22 protein-coding genes and 2 pseudogenes are annotated in these 22,014 nt (G+C 63.8%); 10 read left to right on the forward strand and 14 right to left on the reverse strand.

From position 1 onward, the window contains the following. Positions 1-6 precede the first annotated feature (6 nt). On the forward strand, positions 7-345 hold the full coding sequence (locus ACLQI9_RS11995) for a hemophore-related protein (RefSeq protein WP_442377617.1): 339 nt from the start codon (positions 7-9) through the stop codon (positions 343-345). Between the two features lie 33 nt (positions 346-378). On the opposite strand, the gene ACLQI9_RS12000 is transcribed toward ACLQI9_RS11995, so the two are convergent. The 3 genes from ACLQI9_RS12000 to ACLQI9_RS12010 are packed head-to-tail and all read right to left on the reverse strand — an operon-like array spanning position 379 to position 3,117. After that, positions 379-1,188, reverse strand: coding sequence for a glycoside hydrolase family 16 protein (locus ACLQI9_RS12000; protein ID WP_442377616.1), 810 nt, complete (start codon positions 1,186-1,188; stop codon positions 379-381). A 54-nt stretch (positions 1,189-1,242) separates the two neighbouring features. Beyond that, positions 1,243-2,064, reverse strand: a complete 822-nt coding sequence (locus ACLQI9_RS12005; protein WP_442377614.1) for an alpha/beta fold hydrolase — start codon at positions 2,062-2,064, stop codon at positions 1,243-1,245. A 12-nt stretch (positions 2,065-2,076) separates the two neighbouring features. Beyond that, positions 2,077-3,117 (reverse strand): class I SAM-dependent methyltransferase, encoded by a 1,041-nt coding sequence (locus tag ACLQI9_RS12010; protein ID WP_442377612.1) that lies wholly within the window; start codon positions 3,115-3,117, stop codon positions 2,077-2,079. A 210-nt stretch (positions 3,118-3,327) separates the two neighbouring features. Between ACLQI9_RS12010 and ACLQI9_RS12015 the strand changes: the two are divergent. The 3 genes and pseudogenes from ACLQI9_RS12015 to ACLQI9_RS12025 all read left to right on the forward strand — a co-directional run. Next, positions 3,328-3,498, forward strand: a pseudogene (locus ACLQI9_RS12015) (class I SAM-dependent methyltransferase); the annotation flags it as partial. Positions 3,499-3,507: 9 nt separating this feature from the next. Continuing rightward, positions 3,508-4,296 carry a DUF1906 domain-containing protein gene (locus ACLQI9_RS12020; protein ID WP_442377611.1) on the forward strand — a complete coding sequence of 263 codons (789 nt, stop codon included), beginning with the start codon at positions 3,508-3,510 and terminating at the stop codon, positions 4,294-4,296. A 38-nt stretch (positions 4,297-4,334) separates the two neighbouring features. Continuing rightward, on the forward strand, positions 4,335-4,982 hold the full coding sequence (locus ACLQI9_RS12025) for a hypothetical protein (protein ID WP_442377609.1): 648 nt from the start codon (positions 4,335-4,337) through the stop codon (positions 4,980-4,982). A 9-nt stretch (positions 4,983-4,991) separates the two neighbouring features. On the opposite strand, the gene ACLQI9_RS12030 is transcribed toward ACLQI9_RS12025, so the two are convergent. The 7 genes from ACLQI9_RS12030 to ACLQI9_RS12060 all read right to left on the reverse strand — a co-directional run bounded on the left by ACLQI9_RS12030 (position 4,992) and on the right by ACLQI9_RS12060 (position 13,065). After that, on the reverse strand, positions 4,992-5,627 hold the full coding sequence (locus ACLQI9_RS12030; RefSeq protein ID WP_442377607.1) for a hypothetical protein: 636 nt from the start codon (positions 5,625-5,627) through the stop codon (positions 4,992-4,994). A 20-nt stretch (positions 5,628-5,647) separates the two neighbouring features. Next, on the reverse strand, positions 5,648-7,105 hold the full coding sequence (locus ACLQI9_RS12035) for an alkaline phosphatase family protein (protein ID WP_442377605.1): 1,458 nt from the start codon (positions 7,103-7,105) through the stop codon (positions 5,648-5,650). A gap of 75 nt (positions 7,106-7,180) precedes the next feature. Further along, positions 7,181-8,368 (reverse strand): glycosyltransferase, encoded by a 1,188-nt coding sequence (locus ACLQI9_RS12040; protein WP_442377603.1) that lies wholly within the window; start codon positions 8,366-8,368, stop codon positions 7,181-7,183. A 41-nt stretch (positions 8,369-8,409) separates the two neighbouring features. Beyond that, positions 8,410-8,958 carry a thioredoxin family protein gene (locus ACLQI9_RS12045; RefSeq protein ID WP_442377602.1) on the reverse strand — a complete coding sequence of 183 codons (549 nt, stop codon included), beginning with the start codon at positions 8,956-8,958 and terminating at the stop codon, positions 8,410-8,412. Positions 8,959-9,624: 666 nt separating this feature from the next. Further along, entirely contained in the window at positions 9,625-11,835 is a 2,211-nt protein-coding gene (gene katG, locus ACLQI9_RS12050) for a catalase/peroxidase HPI (RefSeq protein ID WP_442377600.1), read from the reverse strand. A gap of 36 nt (positions 11,836-11,871) precedes the next feature. Then, positions 11,872-12,288 carry a Fur family transcriptional regulator gene (locus ACLQI9_RS12055; protein ID WP_442377783.1) on the reverse strand — a complete coding sequence of 139 codons (417 nt, stop codon included), beginning with the start codon at positions 12,286-12,288 and terminating at the stop codon, positions 11,872-11,874. Between the two features lie 93 nt (positions 12,289-12,381). Then, positions 12,382-13,065 carry a 5'-methylthioadenosine/S-adenosylhomocysteine nucleosidase family protein gene (locus ACLQI9_RS12060; RefSeq protein ID WP_442377598.1) on the reverse strand — a complete coding sequence of 228 codons (684 nt, stop codon included), beginning with the start codon at positions 13,063-13,065 and terminating at the stop codon, positions 12,382-12,384. A gap of 170 nt (positions 13,066-13,235) precedes the next feature. Between ACLQI9_RS12060 and ACLQI9_RS12065 the strand changes: the two genes are divergently transcribed. Next, positions 13,236-14,741, forward strand: a complete 1,506-nt coding sequence (locus tag ACLQI9_RS12065) for an FAD-dependent monooxygenase (protein WP_442377596.1) — start codon at positions 13,236-13,238, stop codon at positions 14,739-14,741. Between the two features lie 131 nt (positions 14,742-14,872). On the opposite strand, the gene ACLQI9_RS12070 is transcribed toward ACLQI9_RS12065, so the two are convergent. Beyond that, the gene (locus tag ACLQI9_RS12070) at positions 14,873-15,211 is read right to left on the reverse strand and encodes an EthD domain-containing protein (RefSeq protein WP_442377594.1); all 339 of its coding nucleotides are present in this window, start codon (positions 15,209-15,211) and stop codon (positions 14,873-14,875) included. 387 nt (positions 15,212-15,598) lie between these two features. Here ACLQI9_RS12070 and ACLQI9_RS12075 point away from each other — a divergent pair, with 387 nt between their 5' ends. From ACLQI9_RS12075 to ACLQI9_RS12085, 3 genes are all read left to right on the forward strand, one after another. Next, on the forward strand, positions 15,599-16,831 hold the full coding sequence (locus ACLQI9_RS12075; protein WP_442377592.1) for an osmoprotectant NAGGN system M42 family peptidase: 1,233 nt from the start codon (positions 15,599-15,601) through the stop codon (positions 16,829-16,831). 61 nt (positions 16,832-16,892) lie between these two features. Then, positions 16,893-17,129: a DUF732 domain-containing protein gene (locus tag ACLQI9_RS12080; RefSeq protein ID WP_442377590.1), complete on the forward strand. Its 237-nt coding sequence runs from the start codon at positions 16,893-16,895 to the stop codon at positions 17,127-17,129. Beyond that, positions 17,098-17,277: a hypothetical protein gene (locus ACLQI9_RS12085; protein WP_442377588.1), complete on the forward strand. Its 180-nt coding sequence runs from the start codon at positions 17,098-17,100 to the stop codon at positions 17,275-17,277. Before ACLQI9_RS12080 ends, ACLQI9_RS12085 begins: the two co-directional genes overlap by 32 nt. Positions 17,278-17,290: 13 nt before the next feature. Here ACLQI9_RS12085 and ACLQI9_RS12090 read toward each other — a convergent pair whose 3' ends face one another. From ACLQI9_RS12090 to ACLQI9_RS12100, 3 genes are all read right to left on the reverse strand, one after another. Continuing rightward, positions 17,291-18,583, reverse strand: coding sequence for an MFS transporter (locus ACLQI9_RS12090; RefSeq protein ID WP_442377586.1), 1,293 nt, complete (start codon positions 18,581-18,583; stop codon positions 17,291-17,293). A 138-nt stretch (positions 18,584-18,721) separates the two neighbouring features. Then, the gene (locus ACLQI9_RS12095) at positions 18,722-19,570 is read right to left on the reverse strand and encodes an alpha/beta fold hydrolase (RefSeq protein ID WP_442377584.1); all 849 of its coding nucleotides are present in this window, start codon (positions 19,568-19,570) and stop codon (positions 18,722-18,724) included. Positions 19,571-20,242: 672 nt separating this feature from the next. Beyond that, positions 20,243-20,875 carry an FKBP-type peptidyl-prolyl cis-trans isomerase gene (locus tag ACLQI9_RS12100; protein ID WP_442377781.1) on the reverse strand — a complete coding sequence of 211 codons (633 nt, stop codon included), beginning with the start codon at positions 20,873-20,875 and terminating at the stop codon, positions 20,243-20,245. A gap of 218 nt (positions 20,876-21,093) precedes the next feature. Here ACLQI9_RS12100 and ACLQI9_RS12105 point away from each other — a divergent pair, with 218 nt between their 5' ends. Both ACLQI9_RS12105 and ACLQI9_RS12110 read left to right on the forward strand, forming a co-directional pair. Continuing rightward, the gene (locus ACLQI9_RS12105; RefSeq protein ID WP_442377580.1) at positions 21,094-21,318 is read left to right on the forward strand and encodes a deoxyribodipyrimidine photolyase; all 225 of its coding nucleotides are present in this window, start codon (positions 21,094-21,096) and stop codon (positions 21,316-21,318) included. Between the two features lie 601 nt (positions 21,319-21,919). Next, positions 21,920-22,014 (forward strand): annotated as a pseudogene (locus ACLQI9_RS12110) (hypothetical protein); the annotation flags it as partial.

Consider the following 22,014-nt stretch of genomic DNA (forward strand, 5'->3'; position numbering starts at 1 on the left):
CTCTATATGGTCACGCGGTCGTTCACCAGACTGGCAGCCGCAGTCGGCGGTTTGGCGTTGTCGTTAGTTGCTGGCGCCGGGATCGCGTCCGCAGACCCTGCGATAGACGCGGCAATCAACACCACTTGCAGTTACCCGCAGGTGGTCGGGGCACTGAATGCGCAATCGCCGGCCGCTGCTGCGGAGTTCAATTCGTCGCCGATGGCACAGGGCTGGTTGCGTTCCTTCCTCGCCTCGCCACCGCCGCAGCGCGCGCAGATGGCTCAGCAGGCACAGGGCTATGCGGGGGCCGCGCAGTATGTCGGACTGATCGGGCAAATCGCCGCCACCTGCAACAACTTCTGAGCGCGCGTTATGCGGTGACGGGACGCGTGCGCCTTACCAGACGCGTATCCAGTCGATGAGCATGTCCGCCGGATAGCTACCCGGTCTGGGATCGCCGCCACCCGAACCGGCGACCGCAAGGTTGAACACCGGAAACACCGTGTATCCCGGCCCGTTGAACGGCCAATCCGGTAGGGAACTCGCCGGCACATCGAAGTATGGTTGCGCGCCGTCGACGTAGTCTTTCCAGAAGCGGATGCCGGCGTCGTCCCACTGGCATCGCCAGGTATGCCATCCGCTGTCCACGGCCATGTTGTGGGTCTTCCATTCGCCACCGTTTGCTCTTGCGTGGACGGTGGTCGCCGAGGGCCAGCTGCCGTTGCCGTACCACTCGACGACGTCGATTTCGCCTTGATCCTCATTGCCCAGCCAGTAAGCCGGCCAGGCACCGGCGGTCAGGCAATTGAGCTTGATGCGGGCTTCCCAGGTGTGGCCGACGCCACCGCGCCAGAGGCTTTGAACCTTGCCGCTGTAGTACGTCGGGCCGTCTTTCGTGGCACGGAGGACAAGGTTGGAGTTGCCGTCGACGAACACGTTGCGTCGATCGTTGCGGTACTGACCGATGTTCTCGGGTAGCTCCCAGAACGTCGGATCCTTGATTTGCTCGCGAGCGGTCGCCACCGTCCACTTGGACGGGTCGGGGGCAGAGCCGGCCGACCCATCGAACTCGTCGTGGAAAAGGTAGGAACCCGACGGCGCGTCCGGCGGGGACGGATAAGCCCGGGCCTGGGGGACGGGGACCGCGGCTGCCAGCACGCCGAACCCGGTCATCAACATCATGGTGCGACGATCCATCTCGGGCATAAGCCAAGCACGATAGCAGCCGGCTACTCGTCCCCCGCATCCGTGAGGGACAGCTCACAGGTGAGCAAGCAGTCGCTCGGCGAACACGTCGAGGTGCTCCCGATGCATGAAATGCCCGCCAGGGACTTCCTCGACGATGTAGTCGCTTTCGAACATCCGGGCCGCACCCCGGTAGTCCGAGGGCGCGACGACTGGATCACCGAGCCCCGCAAAGACCACTGTGGGCACAGTGATCCGCGCCCGCAGCGATGCACTGGGTATCGGCGAAAGCTTTCGGTAGTAACCGAACGCGGCGTTCAAGCTCGCCGGGTTGGCGAAGCTCGCGCGTACCGCGTCGAACTCCTCCGGATCGGGCCTCCAATCCGGCGACCATCGCCGACAGATCGCGGGGAGTGCCGCGAAGTCATTGCGCGCGAAGCGGTTCGGCGCTCCCGGCAACTTGTATACCGCGAAATGCCGGGCACCCCAGAGCTTCTTCGGCGACGGTTTCAATGCTGCCGGGTGCGGAATACCGATGGCAAAGAGCTTCTTCACTCGATCGGGGCCGAGCGCCGCCGCGCCGTAGGCGGCCGAAGCTCCCCAATCGTGACCGATGATGACGGCGTCGCGGGCGCCCAGGGCTTCGATCAATGCAAGCGGATCGCGCGCCAAGGTTTCTTGGTCTGCGTCGCGATCCGGGATCCCGGTGGGGTGGTAGCCGCGCATGAATGGGCTAACCGCCCGGTATCCGTTGGCGGCGATTCGCGGCCGAAGATCGTCCCAGGTGTGCGCCGTGTCCGGGAACCCGTGCAACATGAGCACGAGAGGACCGGAGCCCTCCTCGAGATAGGCGAAGTTCAGTCCGTTCGCGTCGACGAAGTGGATCGCATCAGCCATGGCTAGGGAACACTACGCCTTCTGGTAAACGAGCCAGCGCAACTCGATCGGGGATTCCTCCCGCGTGACGTCGAATACGTCAAGCCCGCTGGCCCAATTGGCAAACCACGCCGTGGGCGGCCAAGCGCCTTCGGGCAGGTGGCTTTTCTCGTATTCGTAGGCGGAATCGTCGGCAACGAGCTTGAGAGGTAGCAGGTCGGCCGCGTCCGACGTCTCCTCCCACGTGAAGACCATGGTGTTGCATTGCTGGCCCAATTCCCGGGATGCGTCATCGGGGATGTAACCCTCGCGCGGCACGAAGGCATTGAACAGCAACCGCCCGCCGGGAGCCAGGCAGCGCGCGGCGAGTTCGAACATGCCGCGCAGCTGCTGCGTCGTCCGGAAGTCGGGCACTAATTCGGAGGCCACAATCAGCTGATAGTCGTCGCGGACGTCATCGTTGGTCGCAAAGACGTCGCGCTCGATCACGTGTACGTCGAGTGATTCGCGTTCGGCCTCCGAGCGAACGATGTGCGCGAGCTTCGGAGCAATCTCGACCGCGTCCACCGGGTGGCCGCGTCGGGCGAGGGCCAGCGCGTTACGGCCGGTTCCTGCGCCGATATCGAGTATTCGATAGCTGCTCGGATCGGCCGCTTCACCGGCCAGTGCCCACACCCGGGCATCCGGTGTGGTGCCGAACAGCGACCCCTCCCGGGTGGTAACCCAGCCGTCGTAATGACCCGCCATCGTCACTGCTTCGATGTTGACGCGATAGTTCAGGGCCGTGCCGAAGGGAGCGTGAAAGGAGATGACGATGTTCGAACGTGAGGAGGCCTGGTAAGCCTGCGCCAACTGGGTCTTCAGCACCGTCTTCAGCTGAGCAAATTCTTCGGGGGAGTACTGGACGCCGACGCTGGCAAAGATGTTGTCGCACATCTTGACGTACTCGTCGATCAAGCTGGGAACCGCCGGCACGGTGATTTGCCCCATCGCCACCGATCGGCGATACAACCGCCGTGCCATCGCTTCGCGGAGCGTCGACGGACTGAAAGGCCCGACGGCCGGATCGTCCACCAGACTCTTCTACACGACCCGGACCAGTTTCCGCCAGCGGTCGCACGGTGGGGCGGGGCCTCGGGTTGGCTAGCATCATCCGTATGTCAGACACCGGGCACTTCATCACCCACGTTTCCGATACCGCCCGGTGCACGGCGTTGCATCGGGCAACCGAATCCGCACGGGCCGATGCGTTGTTCAGTGACCCGCTCGCCGAACGTCTCGCCGTACTTCGAAGACCTGGGCTGGCGCACCCTCGAAGTCGAATCGTTGTTCGTGGCCGCCCACCGATACCGTCGCTTACCGATGTTCATGCGCCCGATTGCCTGGCTGCCGCAGACGGATCCACGGCGCCCGGGCGGCAGCCCCTGGAGTGCGGCTGCACTCCTTACCCATTGAGCTCGGCGAATGGCTGACTCAACTGAGCGGCGAGCTCTTTCACGGCGCGACGTCATCAAGTTTGCCCTGTCGCCGGTACTGGTGGGCCTGGCGCCGCTGGCCACGACGCTCGGCGGGCAGCAGGCGTCGGCTGCCGACATCAGGCTGATCGATTTCGCAGAGCGGAGGATCCCGCCCGATCAGATCAAATCGGCCGGCTATGCCGGAGTGGTGAACTATGTGTCCGAGTCGCGGCCGGGCGCCAACTTCGAGGCAAAGCCCATCACCCGCGAGTATGCGGACGCGCTGCGCGCGGCGGGTCTTCACATCGTCAGCAACTTTCAGTACGGCAAGCCCGGTTGGCCTGACCCATCGGATTTCACTCGCGGGTCAGACGGCGGTGTGGCCGACGCTCAGACAGCTCTGCGGCTGCACGCCGCGGCTGGAGGTAGTAATTCCGCCCCGATCTTCTTCAGCGTCGATGACGACATCGACCAGAACACCTGGAATAGCCTTGCTGTCAACTGGTTTCGAGGAATCAACTCTGTGCTGGGGGTGCAGCGTACCGGCATTTACGGGCACTCCCAGGCGTGTGGATGGGCGATCAGAGACGGCGTGATCGGGCACTCGACCACTGCGGGGTACCGATGGGCGTGGCAGACGAAGACGTGGTCACATGGGCAGCGCGAGCCCGCGGCGGTGCTTTATCAAGAAGTGGTCAACAGCGCCTCGAGCCCGGGCCCGCTTCTCGGCGGCATCAACGTGGATGTGGACGAGGTCCTTGCGACCGATTTCGGACAGTGGGATCTCGATCGGTGATCCGAGTCTAGGCTCACTGGCGGTGGCATCCTGGTCATGTGGGTTTGCTGTTCCGGTTAGCCGAGTTTCTCATCGTGATCGTGCCGCTGGCAGGCATGATCATCGCCGCAATACGAGCATTCTCTTCGGACAAGCGCCCAGGTGAGAACCCACAGAGCCACGATCGGGCAGGGACGGCCGGCAATCAAGCCGCCCAGTGGCGGTCGCTCACCCGCGTCCTGCGAGAGCACGACCGCACCGACACGCGCTGGCTTGAGTACGAACTCGACTTCGCCAGGCTTCTCGACTTCCCGCTGATGACCGACATGCGCGATCCGCTCACGACCGCCTTTCACAAGGCCAAGCTCCGAGCCGACTTCCTGCGCCCTGCCAAAGCCGAAGATCTCCTCGATGACGGCGACGCGGCGGCCCGGTACCTGGCCGCTGTTGAGGACTATGTGACCGCGTTCAACATCGCCGAGGCAGAGGCGAAACGTAAGCGCCGCAACGACTTCTCACAAGACGGACAGCAGCGGATTGCCCGGGCTCAGAGTCTATTGCGCATGGCGTCCGACTCCGCCGCGACTCCGCAAGAACGCCAGAACGCCTATGACCGTGCACGCAAAGAACTCGATGGCCTCATCGTGCTGCCGGCCACGACCCAGGCCAGCATCGAACGTGGGATCTCCGGTCAGTTAGACGGATAGGAGTGCTGATTACTGGGTCGTTTGGATGATGGTGGCGGAATCGCCTGAGAGCACCTGTTGTGGGATCTGGGAGAACGCGTAAGTGGTGGATGAGGCGCCGGGCTGAAGGCTGAACGACCAGATCAGGTCGAATCGATCACCTGGCCACGCGGCGGGGATCTGGGTGCCCGAAACGGTGGGCAGGGCTGCAGCGATCGCGGGTATGTGCTGGTGTTCCCAGCAGATCAGCACGACACCGGTGTAGTCGGCGACGACCGCGGTGGCCAGTGCCGGCTCCTGGCCTTCGGCGAAGGGCGTGTTGATCGGCACGTTCAGCCGTCCGCTCAAGCCCTGAATCGTCTGGTAGGTGCGATGTGCCTGCGTCTTGTCCGGCTTGCCGTAGTCGGGTGAGAACAACGTCATGGGTGTGCGCAAGCCGGCCTGCAGCGGTCCGATCGTGGGCGCGAAGAGCACGGCCAGTGCGCCGGAACGTTGCCATCCACGCGGCAGCAGCGAGTGGATGTCCTGGTTGCCGTTGACGTCAATCCCAAACGGAGGGCTCGGCGTCGCTGTCGGGGTGGGCAGATCGGCTGGCTTTTCGCCGTGCCGGATGACGTAAATCTGGGCCGGGGGGCCGGTGTTGGTCAGCGAGGCAGCAGCAGTCATTACATCCTCCGATCTTGTGGTCAGCGAGGCTGGTCGCCATTAGGGCGCGTGCCGGCGCGGGCTGCGGTCCACGCCGCCGAACGTGAATTGATGTAGTCGTGGTAGTCCTGTTCGGTTGTCAGTGTCGGCATGGCGGAGTGGGTTTGCCCTTGGGTGTCGTTCACCGGCAGCGCGGAGACCAGTTGGGCGTATACCTGCTGAATGTGCGACGGGGTGCCCGCGACAGGGTTCGGCACGGCCGACGTGGGAACAGTGACGCCGGCCAGGGGGTCGTCGGTGCGCGGCTGGGCCAGGGTCAGCACGTCGCCGACATCGGGAGCCGCGGCGTCGCGGGCGGTCAACGGCGGCAAGCCCCAACGGGTCTCGGCGGTCTTAAGTATCGACGTATGGTCCAGCGGCATGGTTCCGGTGGTACGGAACACTGTGCCGGGAGCGATCAGGGGCGAGACGAGCACGGTCGGTACCCGAACACCGAATCGGGTGAAGTCGAACCCGAACTCGCCGGCACAGCTGTCCGGCGGGACGGCGCCGGTCGGCGGCGCGACATGGTCGTAGCAGCCGCCGTGCTCGTCGTAGGTGATGATCAGCAGGGTCTGGTTCCATGCGGGCCCGTTGCGCAGGGTGTAGTACACGTCGTGGATCAGTTGCTCTCCGAGAGCAACATCGTAGTTGGGGTGTTGGCTGTTGCCGGACGATCCCCACCTGGGCTCCAAAAACGTATATACGCCAAGGGTTCCCGCCGCCGCAGCGGCCTGGAAGTCATGGAAAACGCCGAAGTGCGACTCGGCGGCATCGGTGGTGTCGGGAAAATTCAGCCGGGCCAGCGGGGGGCTGTTGTAGCCGTAGATCGACCAGGCGAGGTTGTGCGCGCTGAGTAACCCGAAGATGCTTTGCGAGGTGTATTTGGACGTGGAGTCATCCATGTGGCCCTGACTGGTCGCCGCACACAGAAAAGCGCGGTTGGGAAACGTCTCGGTGGGCACGGAGCTGAACCAGTGGTCGCACACCGCAAAGCCGCGAGCGAGTCCTGACAGGATGGGCAGCAACTGGGGGGTGAAGACCTCCATGATGTCTGAAGCTGTCGTGCCCGGAATGCTCGATCGATGCGCATCGATACCCTTCAGCGTTGCCGCGAAGTCCGTCGCGAATCCGGTGTTGGTCGCCGAAACCCCGGCGGGCGGGCTGGTTTCGCCGAAAAGTTGCGCATTAGTGGCCAGGAAGCCTTCGCCGGGGTCGGCGCCGGGCGTGAAATAGACGTTGGGTGTGGTTGCCGTCAAAGCGCTGACGGAGACGGATGTCCCCGTCGCGTCCACATTGAACTCCTTGCCCGTCAGACCCTCGAACGGCTGTTTGGTGACGGGCGAAACGTTCCCCGAGTCGCCATAGAGAAATCCGAGCATGTGGTCGAACGATCGGTTCTCGAGCACCAATACGACGATGTGCTCGACCGACCCGAGTTGGTTAGCGGCGGCTGCCATGAAGCCGGATCTTAGCCGCCCAATCGGTTTATTTAGCCGGTCCCGCAAGGCTCGTTTGCGGCCTGTCTTCGCCGATCAGTTAACGCGTCCCCGGCGGGCGGCGTCTTCCAACAGATCGACGGCGCTGGCAACGCTTTCGGCCGGTTTGGTCATCTGAGCGGCAATGTCACGGGCCTGGGACACGCATTGCGGAGTGAGGATGGAGCGTAGGTCTGCGACCAGCGATTCCTGGGTGGTAGCCGAAAAGTGCCGCGCGGAACCGGCTTTCAGGCGTTCGATGGCAGACGCCCAGACGGGCTGATCAAGCCCGACGCAGAGGACCAATGTGGGGACTCCGGCCCGCAGGCCTGCGGCCGTGGTGCCGGCCCCGCCATGGTGGACGACCGCGCGGCACGCCGGAAAGACGGCCGAGTGATTCACTGCGTCCACAATCTTGACGTGTTCGGCATGCGGGACGTGGGTGCAGTCATTCGGGCCCGCGCAAATCAACGCTCTTTCCCCTAATAGCGTGCACGCCGCGCTGATCACGGCGACCGTGTCGGCGGGGGATGCGATCGGCGTGCTGCCAAAGCCGAAGTAGATCGGTGGCGTTCCCGCGGCAATCCACGACAAGACCTCGTCGTCGGTATCCGTCGGCAACTCCAGCGTCAGCGCCCCGACGAAGGGCCGTCGCACGTCTCCTTGCGCCCACTGGGCTGCCAGTCCGGGAAAGCAGAGTTCGTCGTAAGCCTGAATCTCCAGCGCTACGCGGTCCTCCGCTGGCCCAGTTGCCTCCGGCAAGCCGAGTGCCTGGCGTTGGGCACGTTCAGGCCCCCTCGTCGCGAGCCCACGCGGCCCGCTGGACTCCAAAATCTCGGCCGGGAAGAAGTGCAGCCCGGCCAACGGAATGCCGTAATACTCAGCGATATTGGCGGCCAGCCCCTGCTCGGTTATGCCCGCCAAGAGCAGGTCGGCCCCGTCAGCCACCGACTTCAACGTCGTGCTCTTGTCCTCCCAGACCTGAACAACATAGTCGACAGCTTGGGATATCGCTTGGACCGGATTCTGCATCATCCGGACGAAATCCTCGTCGCGCAGCAGCGCCTCCCAGTGCCGCCCATAGGGGACGTCAGTAAGCCCCGCCGACTCGACGAAGCCACGCATGTCAGGCGGGACCGTCACCGCCATGCCCACGTCATGACCCCGGCGCAGTAGTTCCCGGGCGACGGCGATGCAGGGCTCGACATCGCCGCGACTTCCGTAGCCTGCCACCACGAATTTCATCGATAGACCGCAACCCGTTTCGTGTCGTCAGCGCGCCGGGCTCAGCGCCACTTGATGCCGCATCCGATCGACGGTCGCTGGTCGGCGTCGACCTGCCGCCCAGCGAGTACGGCGTCGACCGCCGCCCGGACATCAGCGGCCGTCACCGGTAGATCGTTGCCTGGGCGTGAGTTGTCGAGCTGACCGCGGTAGACGAGTCGACGCTCACCGTCAAAGACGAAGGTGTCGGGTGTGCAGGCCGCGGAGAACGCACGCGCGACGTCCTGGGTCTCGTCGTAGAGGTACGGGAACGTCCAGCCGTGGCGACGGGCCTCGGCCGCCATCTGATCGGGTCCGTCTTGCGGGTAGGTGACCACGTCATTGCTGGAGATGCCGACCATCGCGACGCCTTGATCGTTGAGGTCTCGACCAAGCGCGGCGAGCCCGGCGGCGACGTGCTTGACGTACGGGCAGTGGTTACAGATGAAGGTGACGACCAGCGCGGGACCCGCAAGGTCGCCAAGGCTCACCGTGGCGCCGGTGGCCGGCTCGGGCAGCGTGAACGGCGGCGCAGGGGTGCCGAGGGCAAGCATGGTGGATTCAGTGGCCATGCCCGCCAGAGTAGACGAGCTGAGGTTCCTGATGCCCGACGTTTCGCTGGTCCAGGCAAAGGGCGCTGTGGTGAAGGGAGGACGGCGGCGTCGGCGCAATACCCGGGTAAACACCACGCATCGCCGGGTAGCCGAAAAGCTCCTGGGCAGGTTCGCTTCACAAACGAGCCCGTTGCCCGTTGCCGGCCATTAATCCGAACCCGCAGCTTCCATCACTCGAGCTCGGCTGGTAGCCGGGATAATTCGGACATTGTCGAGGTTTAGTTCACAGAACCGAACCATTTTGTGCCAGTGGTGATTACCGGACGATCCGCCCAAAGGAGCTCGCGGCGCGGAGCGGCGTAAAGCGGACCGCCACGCGACGTCAATAATGCGTAAAGGCAGTTGACACCGCTGGCCTTAACACAGCGTTGCGAATCATCCTGATCACAAAGGCAAATCAGCCGGCGGAAATACCAGCAGGCTGGCAGTCCAGCGGAAAGTATTTGCTGTCAAACGAGTTCGCGGGTTAAGTAGCGAAAGCTATTGCGCAGCACGGGAATCAGACCGAACCTTCCACACCAAGCGGTCCGGAAAACAATGCCAATATTAGCGAAATCGCGAGATACGCGGCGCCCCGCGGGCCAGTGGCTCGCGGGGCGCCGTTCAGACGATCTGACCCAGGTGCTACTTGAGGTCGAACCGGTCGTTGTTCATGACCTTGACCCACGCCGCGACGAAGTCCTCCACGAACTTCCCCTTGGCGTCGTCTTGCGCGTAAACCTCGGCCAACGCACGCAGCACCGAGTTCGAACCGAACACAAGGTCATTCACGGTCGCGGTCCACTTGAGGGCGCCCGAGGCCCGATCGTGGCCCTCGTAGACATTCTCCGCAGTCTCCGACGCCTTCCACGCGGTGCCCATGTCGACCAGGTTGACGAAGAAGTCGTTGGTCAACGCGCCGGGCTTGTCGGTGAGCACGCCGTGCTTGCTGCCGCCGTGGTTGGCACCGAGGGCACGCAGACCGCCGATGAGCACCGTCAGCTCTGGAGCGGTCACGCCCAGTAAGTACGCCCGCTCGAGCAGCAGCTGCTCCAGCGGCGCCTTTTCGCCAGCCCGCGCATAGTTGCGGAACCCGTCGGCCCGCGGTTCGAGCAACGCGAACGAATCGACATCGGTGTTCTCCTGCGAGGCGTCGGTGCGCCCGGGCGCGAACGGCACCGCGATGTCGTGCCCTCCGTCCTTAGCAGCCTTCTCCACCGCCGCGGAGCCGGCCAGCACGATCAGGTCGGCCAGCGAGATCTTCTTGCCGCCGGACGCCGAGCCGTTGAAGTCCTGCTGGATCTTCTCGAGAACCGGCAGCACCTTGTTCAGCTCGGAGGGCTCGTTGACCTCCCAGTTCTTTTGCGGCTCAAGGCGAAGTCGTGCTCCGTTCGCGCCACCGCGCTTGTCGGTGTTGCGGTAGCTCCCCGCCGCCGACCAGGCCGTCTTGACCAGCTGGGGAACGGACAGGCCGGACTCGAGCACCTTGCTCTTCAGGGCCGCAACGTCCTTCTCGTCGACCAGCTCGTGGTCGACGGCCGGAACCGGGTCCTGCCATAGCTGCGGTTCGGGAATCCAAGGCCCGAGGTAACGCGAGATCGGTCCCATGTCGCGGTGCAGCAGCTTGTACCACGCCTTGGCGAAGGCCTCGGCCAGCTCCTCGGGGTGGTCCAGCCAGCGCTTGGTGATCTCCCGATAGATCGGATCCACGCGCAACGAGATGTCGGTGACCAGCATCGTCGGGGCGCGACCCGGCCCGCCGAACGGATCGGGAATCGTGCCCGCGCCGGCGCCGTCCTTTGCCGTGAACTGCCAGGCCCCGGCGGGACTCTTGGTCAGCTCCCACTCATAGCCGTAGAGGTTCTGCAGGAACCCGTTGCCCCACTTGGTCGGGGTCGCGGTCCAGACCACCTCCAGGCCGCTGGTGATGGCGTCCTTGCCCTTGCCGATGCCGTAGGAGCTCTTCCAGCCCAGCAGCTGTTGTTCGATCGGGGCGGCCTCCGGTTCGGGACCGATCAGATCGCCGTCGCCGGCGCCGTGGGTTTTACCGAAGCTGTGACCCCCGACGATGAGTGCGGCGGTCTCCTCGTCGTTCATCGCCATCCGGCCGAATGTCTCACGGACGTCCACCGCCGCGGCGACCGGATCCGGCTTGCCCTCGGGGCCCTCCGGATTCACGTAGATCAGACCCATGGTGGTCGCGCCATAGGGCTGAGCGAGGTCACGCTTGCCGGAGTAGCGCTTGTTGGTGCCCAGCCAGACGTCCTCTTCGCCCCAGAGGATCTCTTCGGGCTCCCAGACGTCCTCGCGGCCGAAGGCGAAACCGAAGGTCTTGAACCCCATCGACTCCAAGGCGCAGTTGCCCGCGAAGATAATCAGGTCCGCCCAGGAGATCTTGTTGCCGTACTTCTTCTTGACCGGCCACAGCAGCCGGCGGGCTTTGTCCAGGCTCACGTTGTCCGGCCAGCTGTTGATCGGGGCGAAGCGCTGCATACCCTGGCCGCCCCCGCCGCGGCCGTCGTGAATGCGGTAGGTACCGGCGGCATGCCAGCTCATCCGGATGAACAGGCCGCCGTAATGACCGTAGTCGGCGGGCCACCAATCCTGCGAGGTGGTCATTACCGAGAACACGTCGGCCTTGAGGGCCTCAACGTCGAGCTTGGCGAACTCCTTGGCGTAGTCGAAGTTCTCGCCGAGCGGGTTGGCCTGGGGCGCGTGCGGATGCAACTTCGACACGTCGATCTGGTCAGGCCACCAATCCCGGATCGTCAGGGGACCATGCGCCTTAGGCTCAGGCGAAGCGATTACCGGGTTTTCGCTCTCGCTGCCGCGGCTTTGGGTTGTATCAGATGACACAGCATTCCTTTCAGGAGTAGTTGAATCGGGCTGTGATCACGGTTGTGATCGGGAATCTGCGGTCGAGCAGTCGGGGCATAGACCCCAGTAGATGACTTCGGCCTCGTGGAGCACGAAGCCATCCAGCGCGTTGTCGTCGTCGGAAGGAATCAAGCACGGCGCCTCACCGACCGCACAGTCGACGTCGGCGATAACCCCACAGGATCGGCAGACGACGTGATGGTGGTTATCGCCGACCCGAGACTCATAACGGGCAACCATTCCCAGTGGCTGGATCCGCCGAACCAGACCTACCGCCGTCAGCGCGTTGAGCACGTCGTACACGGCTTGGCGCGAGACATCGGGCAGGCCGCTGCGTACCGCCGACAAGATCGTCTCGGTATCAGCATGCGGATAGGAATGCACCGCCTCCAGCACGGCGACCCTGGGCCGGGTCACCCGTAAATCGGCCATACGCAGCTGCGCCGCGTAATCCGCCGACGTTGACGACACCACATCAATATGCCGCTGCTCTTTGGAATGAGTCAAGACCTTATCTGGAATCGGTCAAGAATTAATCAGCGCGTTGATCGCAGTTTCGGCCGCCCGTGCGGCCGCGAGCTTGGCCCCTTTGGCCAGGCGGACCAGACGGGGGAGCGCTTCGGGGTGCCTGACCAGGTAGCGGGCCACGGCCGAGAAGTTCGGCCTGCCGTCCGGGTGGGTGAGCCCAACAGTCTCGGCGTCCACGCCGCCGTCGCCGGCCCGGTCGCTGATTGCACGCACCACCGACCAGGGGACGTCGTGCTCGTCGCAAACCTTCGCGACGGCAGCGGTTTCCATGTCAAGCGCGACCACGCCATGCGCCCGCAGGTCGGCGAGTACCGCCGGATCGAGGAGAAGCTCGTCGCTGGTCCACAACTTCCCGTGGACATTGCCGACGAGAAGCGGCGTGGGCCGGTGCCCGGAGCCGTCCGCGCCGCTGACGACGAGCTCGGGGAGCACCAGCGCCCCGATGGGCGTCTGGTTCTCGATGGCGCCCGCGATGCCAACGACGATCACCCGCTCGACGTCGACCTCATCGAGCAAGCGGACGGTCGCGGCATGCGCCAAGGCCGTGCCGATCCCGGTGATCACCGCGGTCACCGGACGGTCGCCGATCCAGCCGGCGTAACCCAACTCGGACTTCCGAAGTCGGAGCCGGCGTCGCAGCGGGCGGAGCTCCATCGGCATGGCGCACATGAAGGCGATCACGACGCCTCCGTGGGTCGCGGACGAAAAAGGAACGGAGAGAAATCACTCCGTCCCACTCTCAATGTATAGCGTACCCGGGGGCTTGCGGCAAGACCCGGGTCATGCTGCAAAATCGCTGGCCGAAGCCAGAACTCACTAAAACGGGGGGTTGCGAGGTGGGTCTCGAGCCGATGTCCGAGCATGCGGTGGTAGTTGCCGGGGGAGGCCCGACAGGGTTGATGTTGGCGGGCGAGCTGGCACTGGCAGGAGTCAATGTTGCCATTGTCGAGCGGCGCGCCAGCCAAGACCTGATTGGCTCGCGCGCCGGTGGTCTGCATTCACGAACCATCGAGGCACTCGATCAGCGCGGAATCGCTGATCGCTTCCTCTCGCGGGGGGAAGTGGCGCAAGTCGCGGGGTTTTCCCAAATTCGGCTGGACATCAGCGACTTTCCCACCCGACATCCCTACGGCCTCGCGCTGTGGCAGAACCACATCGAGCGGATACTGTCCGACTGGGTCGACGAGCTGGCGGTGCCGATCTACCGCGGATGCGAGGTGGCGGATTTCGCTCAAGACCCCAACCGCGTCGACGTCGAATTGGCAGGCGGCCGGTTGCTCCGGGCGGAGTATCTCGTCGGGTGCGACGGAGGGCGCAGTGCGGTCCGTAAGGCGGCCGGCATCGAGTTTCCGGGTTGGGATCCGGCGATGAGCTACCTCATCGCCGAAGTCGAAGTGGCCTTCGAGCCTGGCCAGTTGCCGGAATGGGGCATCCGGCACGACGCGATCGGCGTCCATTCGCTCAGCAGGCTGGAGAATGGTGGACCGATGCGGGTCATGGTGACCGAGAAACAGCTCGGACCCAACAGCGAAGCCACTTTGCGTGATCTGAGCGAAGCGCTCATCACCGTGTACGGGACGGATTACGGAATCCACAGCCCCACTTGGATTTCCAGGTCCACTGATATGGCGCGCCAGGCCGCGACCTATCGCGACAGACGCGTCCTGCTGGCCGGTGATGCCGCCCACGTGCATCATCCGATCGGGGGGCAAGGCCTCAACACCGGAGTGCAGGATGCGATGAATCTGGGATGGAAGCTGGCCCAGGTGGTCAACCGGACATCGCCCGACAGCCTCCTCGATAGCTACCATGCCGAACGCCACCCGATCGCTGCGCGCGTGCTGCGCAATACGTTGGCGCAGATTGCGCTTCTTCGCCGCCCGGACGACGAGCGCACCAAAGCGTTGCGCGAGACCATGTCTGAACTTCTCAGCATGGACGAGCCTCGCAAGCGATTCGCCGCGATGATGTCCGGCCTGGACATCCACTACCACCTCGGTGCGGGACACCCGTTGCTCGGGCGTCGCATACCCGATCTCGACCTAGTCACCGCAAACGGCCCGTTGCGGCTGTTCACGCTGCTGCACGAAGCTCGGCCGGTGCTGCTCAACCTCAGTGAGCCCGGCGGCTTCGAGATCGCACCGTGGGCCAATCGGGTCAACGTGATCAACGCGAAATATGTTGGCGAATGGGATCTTCCGATACTTGGCGCGGTCACCGCTCCGGCGGCCGTGTTGATCCGGCCCGACGGATATGTTGCCTGGGTCGGGGATCAAGCTCACCTCGGGCTCGCTGACGCGCTCACCACCTGGTTCGGGCCGCCAACTGCGGCCCCGCGCCAAGCGAGTTCGATCTGAAAGCTAGTTCTCCACGTGCGGGGTGGGACTTTGCGGAGGCTCCCACTTCGACTCCAGCGACCTGTGCACCGTCGCGCCGAACCACAACCGGTGACGTGGGTCTTCAGGCCGAACTGCGTTGGGGCGCGGGCTCAGCCCGCGCTGGAGCGCTCGTCCACCACGTAGGCTCGCGTTGCGCCTCGATCGATGAAGTTCTCTTCGTCTCGGGCAATCTCGTCGACGCCAAGACTGGCCATCCAACTAGAGAGGTCGTGCCGGTCGGCGAAGACGAGTTCGGTCATGCAGTCGAAGCTGATCTCAGTACCTTCGATGTTGAAGGCGTCCCCGCGCTGGATGTAGTTGCGCTTGTAGACCATCGGCATGAAGGCCTTGCTGAGCACGAGAGGTACGTGGTTGTGCTCGTAGTAGTCGACGAACTCCTGCGGCGACAGGCCGGGCTTGCGCTTCAGGTATCCGAAAACTTTGATCATCGAGCCGCTCCTGGATGAATCGTCGAGTGTGATGCCAGCTTCACGATTGTCGCGTCGCCGGACCCGTCGGACCCACCCCATCATCGCGTACTCGACGTCGTCGATCGTGCGCGATGGTCTTCATTGAGGCGCACTATGAAATTAGTCGTATCCATGTGGCAAGGTTCACCCCGCCGGCTGAAACATGGTCGCGCGATGCAAGCCCTTAACTTGATGCGCCGACCCGATCGATAAAAGCAGCTCAGGGCACTTGCACCCATGATCTACTGAGTTGGACGCCTCAGCACCCAGGCCTGATCGAGGGCCACGCGACCGACGCCGTGATCCGGCAGCCAGGCTGCGCCTGTAGGTTGAACGCGATTCCGGACGACCCCGAAGTGAGGCACCGTGGGCCAAGCTGCCATGGCCGAGGCCGACCGCGCGTGGATGATCGACACGCTGCTCGCGCTGCTGCAGACCCCAAGCCCGTCCGGGCGCACGGACATGGTGATGCAGGTGATCGGCAACATCTTCGATGACTTCGGAGTGCCGTTCTCCCTGACCCGCCGTGGGGCGCTGACCGCCGAGCTCACAGGTAAGTCGGCGGGCACCGACCGCGCACTGGTGGTGCATGCGGACACCATCGGCTGCATGGTGCGCAAGCTAAAGGACAATGGCCGTCTCGAGCTGATTCCGATCGGCACCTTCTCGGCTCGGTTCGCCACGGGCGCTCGCGTGCGGATCTTCTCCGACGACCCCGACGAATTCATCACCGGAACGGTGCTGCCGCTCAAGGCCAGCGGGCACGCCTATGGCGACGAGATCGATACCCAACCTACGGATTGGGAGCACGTCGAGGTCCGTGTCGACCGCAAGGTGTCGTCGCGTGAGGATCTGGTCCGTCTCGGCCTGAAGGTCGGTGACTTCGTCGCGTTGATCACCAGTCCCGAACTCACCGCCGACGGCTTCGTCGTTTCCCGTCACCTCGACGGGAAGGCCGGCGTGGCGGTCGCACTGACTCTGGCTAAACAATTTTCCGAGAACAAGGTCGTGCTCCCGCACTGCACGACGATCATGGTCACCATCACCGAGGAGGTTGGCCACGGTGCCAGCGACGGCCTGCCTGCCGACGTCGCCGAGCTGGTGTCGGTGGACAACGCAGTCTGCGCGCCCGGCCAGGACTCCATCGAGGACGGCGTGACGATCCCGATGGCCGATCTGCACGGCCCGTTCGACTACCACCTGACTCGGAAGCTCTGCCGGCTCGCCGATGAGCAAGGTATTCCGTTCGCGCGGGACGTGTTTCGTTACTACCGATCCGATGCCGCCGCGGCGATCGAGGCGGGCGCAGGCACCCGGGCCGCGCTCGTTGGCTTCGGGCTCGACGGCAGCCATGGCTGGGAGCGCACCCACATAGATTCGCTGGAGGCGACGTACAACCTGCTGCACGCTTGGCTGCAGACGCCGCTGACGTTCGCCAAGTGGGACGCCAAGCCGTCGGGCAAGCTACGCGACTTTCCGTCGTCGAAGCAGCCTGCGCCGACCGAGCAGTGGGTGCCGCTGTCTCGTGGCGAACACGCCGAACCCGGCGATGCGTCGCCGGGCTCGCACTGGCCGCCGTCCGAAGGACCCCAGATCTGAGACACCCAGCTACGAGGAATTGGTTGACGACAAGGGCGCCGATCTGTACGAGGATGAAGACATGCGACTGCCAATCGTGCTTGCAAGCTTCGCCGCGGTAATCGGCCAGGCCGCGCCGGCGCAGGCTGACGTTGACGGGGACTTTCTGGCCGGGCTCAACAACGCCGGCATCACCTATCAAAGCGGACCTGACGCCATCGGCATTGGCAGGAGGGCGTGCGACCTGATGGACCAGGGCCACCCGGCCAGCCGACCGCATCAAAGCCATGACGGACCAGAATCCAGGATTCACGAATGACGCAGCCGCCAGGTTCTTAGAGGTCGCGGAGAACACGTTATGCCCCCAACACATAGGGGGAGCGGTATCAGCGCCACCGCCACCGCCACCGGCAGAGCCGGCGGTCCCGCCGTTCTTCCCGTGGCCGGCGCCACCAGCTGCGCTGTAAGGTCTTGCGATTTCTAGTTCTTGACCGGTTCGAGATCTTCGGTGAGGGCCTCGTCGGCGAGGTCGTCGAGTTCTTTGCCTTTGGTCTCCGGGCCGAGCAGGTAGCCGATTAGCGTCAAGGCCCACAGGCCGGCGAGTGCCAGGTACGGCGTCTGTATCCCGTAATGCATGATCGCCCAGCCGATGACGGTCGGAGCCGCGATCGAGACGACGCGGCCGCCGCCGACTGCGATTCCGAAGCCGTTGCCGCGCAGGACCGTTGGGAAAAGCTCGGAGATGTAGGTGTCGCCGACCCCCCAGAGCCAGCCGAGGGTCGCGATGGCGATTGCGCCGAAGACTTGGTATTCGGCTAACGAATCGGAGGTGGCTGCCAGAACAGTTGAGGCGACCTCGATGAGCGCGGCGAGGATCGCCGAGGGGCGGCGGCCTACCCAGTCGGCGAGCGCAGTGCCGAGGTAGGCGAATACGCCTTGCAGCAAAAAGAACACGAGGGCGTAGCGGATCGCCTCGATCGGGGAGGCGTGGAACCTCTTCACGATGTAGGTGGTCAAAAAGAGCGTCATACCCCAGTAGCCAACGGCGTTGGCGGTATAGATAAGCCAGCCCGCGACGAGACGTCGCCGCACGCCGGGCAGATGCCAAAGCTGGGGCTTGGCAGCCCCGCTCACAACTGTGGCCTGTGCGTTGACGTAGCGATGCGACTCGGTGATGCCTCGTCGGACCAGAAACAAAACAACGGCGGGAACAATTGCGACGATGAACGCCGACTGCCAGCCAAAGCGGGGCACCAGGGCCAGCGCGACGCCTGCGGCGAGAACATAGCCCAGCGAGAAGAGCGAGAAGATCACGCCGCCGACACCAATGGCGCGGGTCTTCGCCGGCCAAACCTCGGCAGTGTATGGCGCCCCGACCGCGAGTTCGCCAGCGCCGCCTACACCGGTGAGGAACCGCAATCCCGTGAAAGCGGCGATGTTTGTCGTGAGTCCGGCCAACGCGGTCGTCGTGCCGTAGAGCAGGATTGAGGCCCCGAGCGTCGTTTTACGCCCCCACCTGTCGGCGGCGAGTCCGAAGCCGACAGTGCCGATGGTGTAGCCGAGCAGGAAGATTGAACCGATGTATCCGGCTTGGGCGTCGGTGATGTGCAAGGTTCTCTTGATGTCCGGCAGCACCAGGCCATAGATGTTCACCGCGTATGAGTCGAAGCCGTAGCCCAGTCCGGCGGTCACGGCGACGAAGAGCGCCTGCTTGAAAGTCGCAGGTACGGCTTTGGATATCTGAACCGGGATACTGCCGACGCTCGATGTCATCCGTGAACGTTATGCGGCGTCGTGATGTCTGCAGAAGGATCAAGATCATCCTGATCACAACACGCCTTGCCGCGACGCTGCGAGTGCGTTGCAGGGGAGAAGCGTCACAGTGACGAATATGTGTTCGCCTGGGGGCCCTTAGGCGGGTCGGGACGCAGTGATTGCCGCGATCGATTCAATGACGGCGTTCGGGTCATCCAAGGCGACAAAGGTTTTGGCGTCGGCCACCTCGATCAGCTTCGGGTTGCTGAAACACCCAGCCAAGCGTCGGCCCAGGCTCGGACTGAAGCAGCGATCCTGTTGTCCCCATACCAGCGTGACCGGCTTGGCGAACCGGGGTAGGCGGGTAGCCACGTCGGTGAGATCGGCTGTGGCCACCTGACGCAGCAGCGCGGCGAGGTCACGGCAGATCCGCGAGTCCTTGAGGCAGGGTCGTAGCCATGCGGCAGTCAAATCCGGATCGGGTCGGTTGATCAGCAGACCATAGCCGAGTGGCGAATGACGCAACGTCCGCGGCCGTAGCAGGCTGAAGAGCGCCTTGATTGAAATGGGGCCGCGTAGCACCCCGAACGCGACGTCAAATGGGTGCGGCGGGCATTTGTCGAACGCATCGCAGTTGGTCAGTACCAGACGGCCAATGCGTTGGGGATTGGTGTCGACGACGAGTTGGCACAGCCCGCCTCCGGTATCGCTGCCGACCAACGTGACATTGGAAAGGTCGAGGGCGACGATGGCGTCGTTGATCATCCCGGCGACGCCGGACAGCGATAGTGCGGTGACCTCGTTGACCGGGACGGTGTGTGACCCCAGCGGCCACGTCGGCACAATGCAGCGGAAACCGCGGCGCCCCAGGCCTTCGGCTACCTGGTGCCACAGTCGACCGTCGACCAGGATGCCGTGGACGAAGACTATTGGTGGGTGCGCTGAATCGTGCGGTCCAAACTCCCGGTATTGGATTGTGGCCTGCTTGAGCGCCAGTTCTGCCATGTCGGTTGTGCCTCCTTCGAACAGTCGCTAACCATCTCGCCTGATATCGAAGCTCGAACGGCGCTGCCGAGTCGACGCGTTGAACTGCCATGTACTGCCACTAGCCCGCTCACCAGGCAGAAAGCTTTTGCGGGACCGAGACATACGTGCTGCAGGGCCTGGATACAGCTTATTCATAGCTGTACTAATTAGCGTTTCCGTTGTACGCAAATACGAAGCTTTTGGTCAAAATAAACGGAAGAGGGGATCGTCATGACCCTGAAGAAGATTATCGGCACTGGTGCAATCGCCGGCGCGCTTGGCTTTTCAGCCATCGGACTCGCGAGTGTCGCCAACGCCGCTCCCACACCACAGGCCGCTCCGAGTGCCGTCCAACATGCGCAGTTGACCGGCTGGGGTGGACCCGGCCGGGGTGGTGGCCGCGGCTGGGGTGGCCCCGGATGGCGCGGACCCGGCTGGGGTGGGCCCGGCTTTGCAGGCTGGGGCGGCCCGCCGCTGCCTCCGCCGTGTCCTTTGGGCCTTTGCATCTGAGTACTAGACAGTCGCCTTACCGAACTCGGCAAGGCGACTGTCGTTTTGGCGGCTACATGGTCGAGCGGCCCGAGGTCGCGACGGTCGGTTAGCCGCCATCCCCGCATTTAATAGATGGAGACCCAATAAATCTTGGGGAACTCAGCTCGAGGCGCTCAGGATCTTGATAGCGAAGACCAACGTGTCGCCTTTCTGGATCCCAGCGCTGGGCTGACCGTCGGGGTAGCCATCCGCAGAGGTCATTGCGACCCCGACGGTGGAGCCGACCTTTTGTCCGGCGATCGCCTTCTGAAAGCCCGGCACGACTCCGTCCAGCGGGAATTGAGCTGGGCTGCCGCGTTCGTAGGCGCTGTCGAACACATGGCCGTCACGTCCGTTGACGCCCATGTAGCAGACAGAAACTGTGGCCGTGGGTGCGACGACCGGCCCGTCTCCGCCATGCAGCGTGTGCACCTCGGTCTGCGTCACGCTGAACGGTGATGTCACGTCGACGCGCGGTGCCGACGTATCTGTGGAGCCCGTGACCGCGACGCTGCCAGTTGCCCCACTCAGCGTCCACTCGGGTGTAACGACATTGCCCGGTGCCGCCGTGGGGCAGGTGCTGTCTGCGGTCGCCGTCTCGGCCGGAGCAGGCGTGACCCCTTCAGTGCTGGCGGGCGCGCTCGCCGATCCGGCGGATGTGCTTGCCGATGGGGTGGTCTTATGGGAGCTGCACGCAGCGAGCGTCATGACGGCCGATGCGGCACAGGCCACCAGCGCGACGGAAGCATTCATACGCAAGGAGTTCACGCTCGTCACGCTACATCGGCATCACGCAATCCTTGCCAGTAGCCCCAGGACTCAAGAGGACCGGTCAATGTGGATGGCGTATTCAAGGGTTCCGAAACCACCGTGCGAGAGCATAATCCGACACCGTTCCCCAACCCACTCCTGATTCATTGCGCCCTCGCCAGGGTATTCCTGTGTTGGTTGTCGCAAAGAAAGGACTTGACATGTTGCATGCTGTGGTTTTGGCGACCTCGGATCCAGTTGCGGCGGGGTTCATTCTCCGCGGGATCAAGGGAATTTTCGTCGCCGTCGGTAGCGTGATCGCCGCAGTCGTCTGCGGTCTCACTGATTTGACGAAGGGGCGCAATCCGCTGGGATGGGGAATACTTGGTCTGTTCTTCTCCATTCTCACGTTGATCGTGATTATCGTCATCCCAAGCAAAAAGTAGAGCGTTAAGGCTCATTACCTAAAGCAACTTCCTTCGGTCGGAGTCGTGACGGACTGCCGCGCAACATCTCGCCGGAGACCTCTGCGGCGAGGACCTTGGAGGCACCGAAGCTATTGGGCTTGACAGCGGGTGAACCATCGGCTGGCGTTCGTTACTTCAGCAAAACACCAAAAATGCAGGTAGACAGCCGAATAACCCTCGTCGCCATCAGGGCAGCGGCTGGGTCGATAAAAACGCGTTGTCGCGGTTCCTACTGGTAACCCGCCATATTCGATCCCGCCGTATTCCTGCTCATGCGGTCGCCGTGGACCCGTGAGCGGCGCTGACGGGGGAGTGCGGGCGATGTTGCGATACCGGCCGGCCGCGCCCTAGGGGTGGTGCGCGAGACCGCTCGTTTGCTGGCGGCTGAACGACTCCGCGCCCCCGATGAGGCTGGCGTTCTGGCTTTCCCCATCCGCAAGTTCGCGTTCGGCCGGGCCGATACATGGTTCAGGGTGGATCGAGGCTAAAATTTCATGACGGTTTCAGTTGAGCAAAGGTACTGCAGCTTACCCGCGATGCGAGGGCCGATATCGCCTGTTTGGCTTTAGTGTTGGCTGCTATGGCCGGACTGGACAATTACGTGAAGCGCTGGCGCACAGCGCTTCACGTAACCGTGTCGGCATTGATAGTTGCCATCCTCGGACTCGCCATCAC

Source organism: Mycobacterium sp. (genome assembly GCF_052143115.1).
Classification (GTDB): domain Bacteria; phylum Actinomycetota; class Actinomycetes; order Mycobacteriales; family Mycobacteriaceae; genus Mycobacterium.

Excerpts from the sequence above, each read along its gene's own strand:
- ACLQI9_RS12045 (WP_442377602.1), bottom strand. The coding sequence starts at position 8,958 with ATGGCCACTGAATCCACCATGCTTGCCCTCGGCACCCCTGCGCCGCCG.
- ACLQI9_RS12055 (WP_442377783.1), bottom strand. The coding sequence starts at position 12,288 with ATGGCCGATTTACGGGTGACCCGGCCCAGGGTCGCCGTGCTGGAGGCG.
- ACLQI9_RS12065 (WP_442377596.1), top strand. The coding sequence starts at position 13,236 with ATGTCCGAGCATGCGGTGGTAGTTGCCGGGGGAGGCCCGACAGGGTTG.
- ACLQI9_RS12035 (WP_442377605.1), bottom strand. The coding sequence starts at position 7,105 with ATGGCAGCCGCCGCTAACCAACTCGGGTCGGTCGAGCACATCGTCGTA.
- ACLQI9_RS12105 (WP_442377580.1), top strand. The coding sequence starts at position 21,094 with ATGTTGCATGCTGTGGTTTTGGCGACCTCGGATCCAGTTGCGGCGGGG.
- ACLQI9_RS12030 (WP_442377607.1), bottom strand. The coding sequence starts at position 5,627 with ATGACTGCTGCTGCCTCGCTGACCAACACCGGCCCCCCGGCCCAGATT.
- ACLQI9_RS12085 (WP_442377588.1), top strand. The coding sequence starts at position 17,098 with ATGACGGACCAGAATCCAGGATTCACGAATGACGCAGCCGCCAGGTTC.
- ACLQI9_RS12090 (WP_442377586.1), bottom strand. The coding sequence starts at position 18,583 with ATGACATCGAGCGTCGGCAGTATCCCGGTTCAGATATCCAAAGCCGTA.
- ACLQI9_RS12040 (WP_442377603.1), bottom strand. The coding sequence starts at position 8,368 with ATGAAATTCGTGGTGGCAGGCTACGGAAGTCGCGGCGATGTCGAGCCC.
- ACLQI9_RS11995 (WP_442377617.1), top strand. The coding sequence starts at position 7 with ATGGTCACGCGGTCGTTCACCAGACTGGCAGCCGCAGTCGGCGGTTTG.
- ACLQI9_RS12080 (WP_442377590.1), top strand. The coding sequence starts at position 16,893 with ATGCGACTGCCAATCGTGCTTGCAAGCTTCGCCGCGGTAATCGGCCAG.
- ACLQI9_RS12020 (WP_442377611.1), top strand. The coding sequence starts at position 3,508 with ATGGCTGACTCAACTGAGCGGCGAGCTCTTTCACGGCGCGACGTCATC.
- ACLQI9_RS12005 (WP_442377614.1), bottom strand. The coding sequence starts at position 2,064 with ATGGCTGATGCGATCCACTTCGTCGACGCGAACGGACTGAACTTCGCC.
- ACLQI9_RS12000 (WP_442377616.1), bottom strand. The coding sequence starts at position 1,188 with ATGCCCGAGATGGATCGTCGCACCATGATGTTGATGACCGGGTTCGGC.
- ACLQI9_RS12070 (WP_442377594.1), bottom strand. The coding sequence starts at position 15,211 with ATGATCAAAGTTTTCGGATACCTGAAGCGCAAGCCCGGCCTGTCGCCG.
- ACLQI9_RS12095 (WP_442377584.1), bottom strand. The coding sequence starts at position 19,570 with ATGGCAGAACTGGCGCTCAAGCAGGCCACAATCCAATACCGGGAGTTT.
- ACLQI9_RS12100 (WP_442377781.1), bottom strand. The coding sequence starts at position 20,875 with ATGAATGCTTCCGTCGCGCTGGTGGCCTGTGCCGCATCGGCCGTCATG.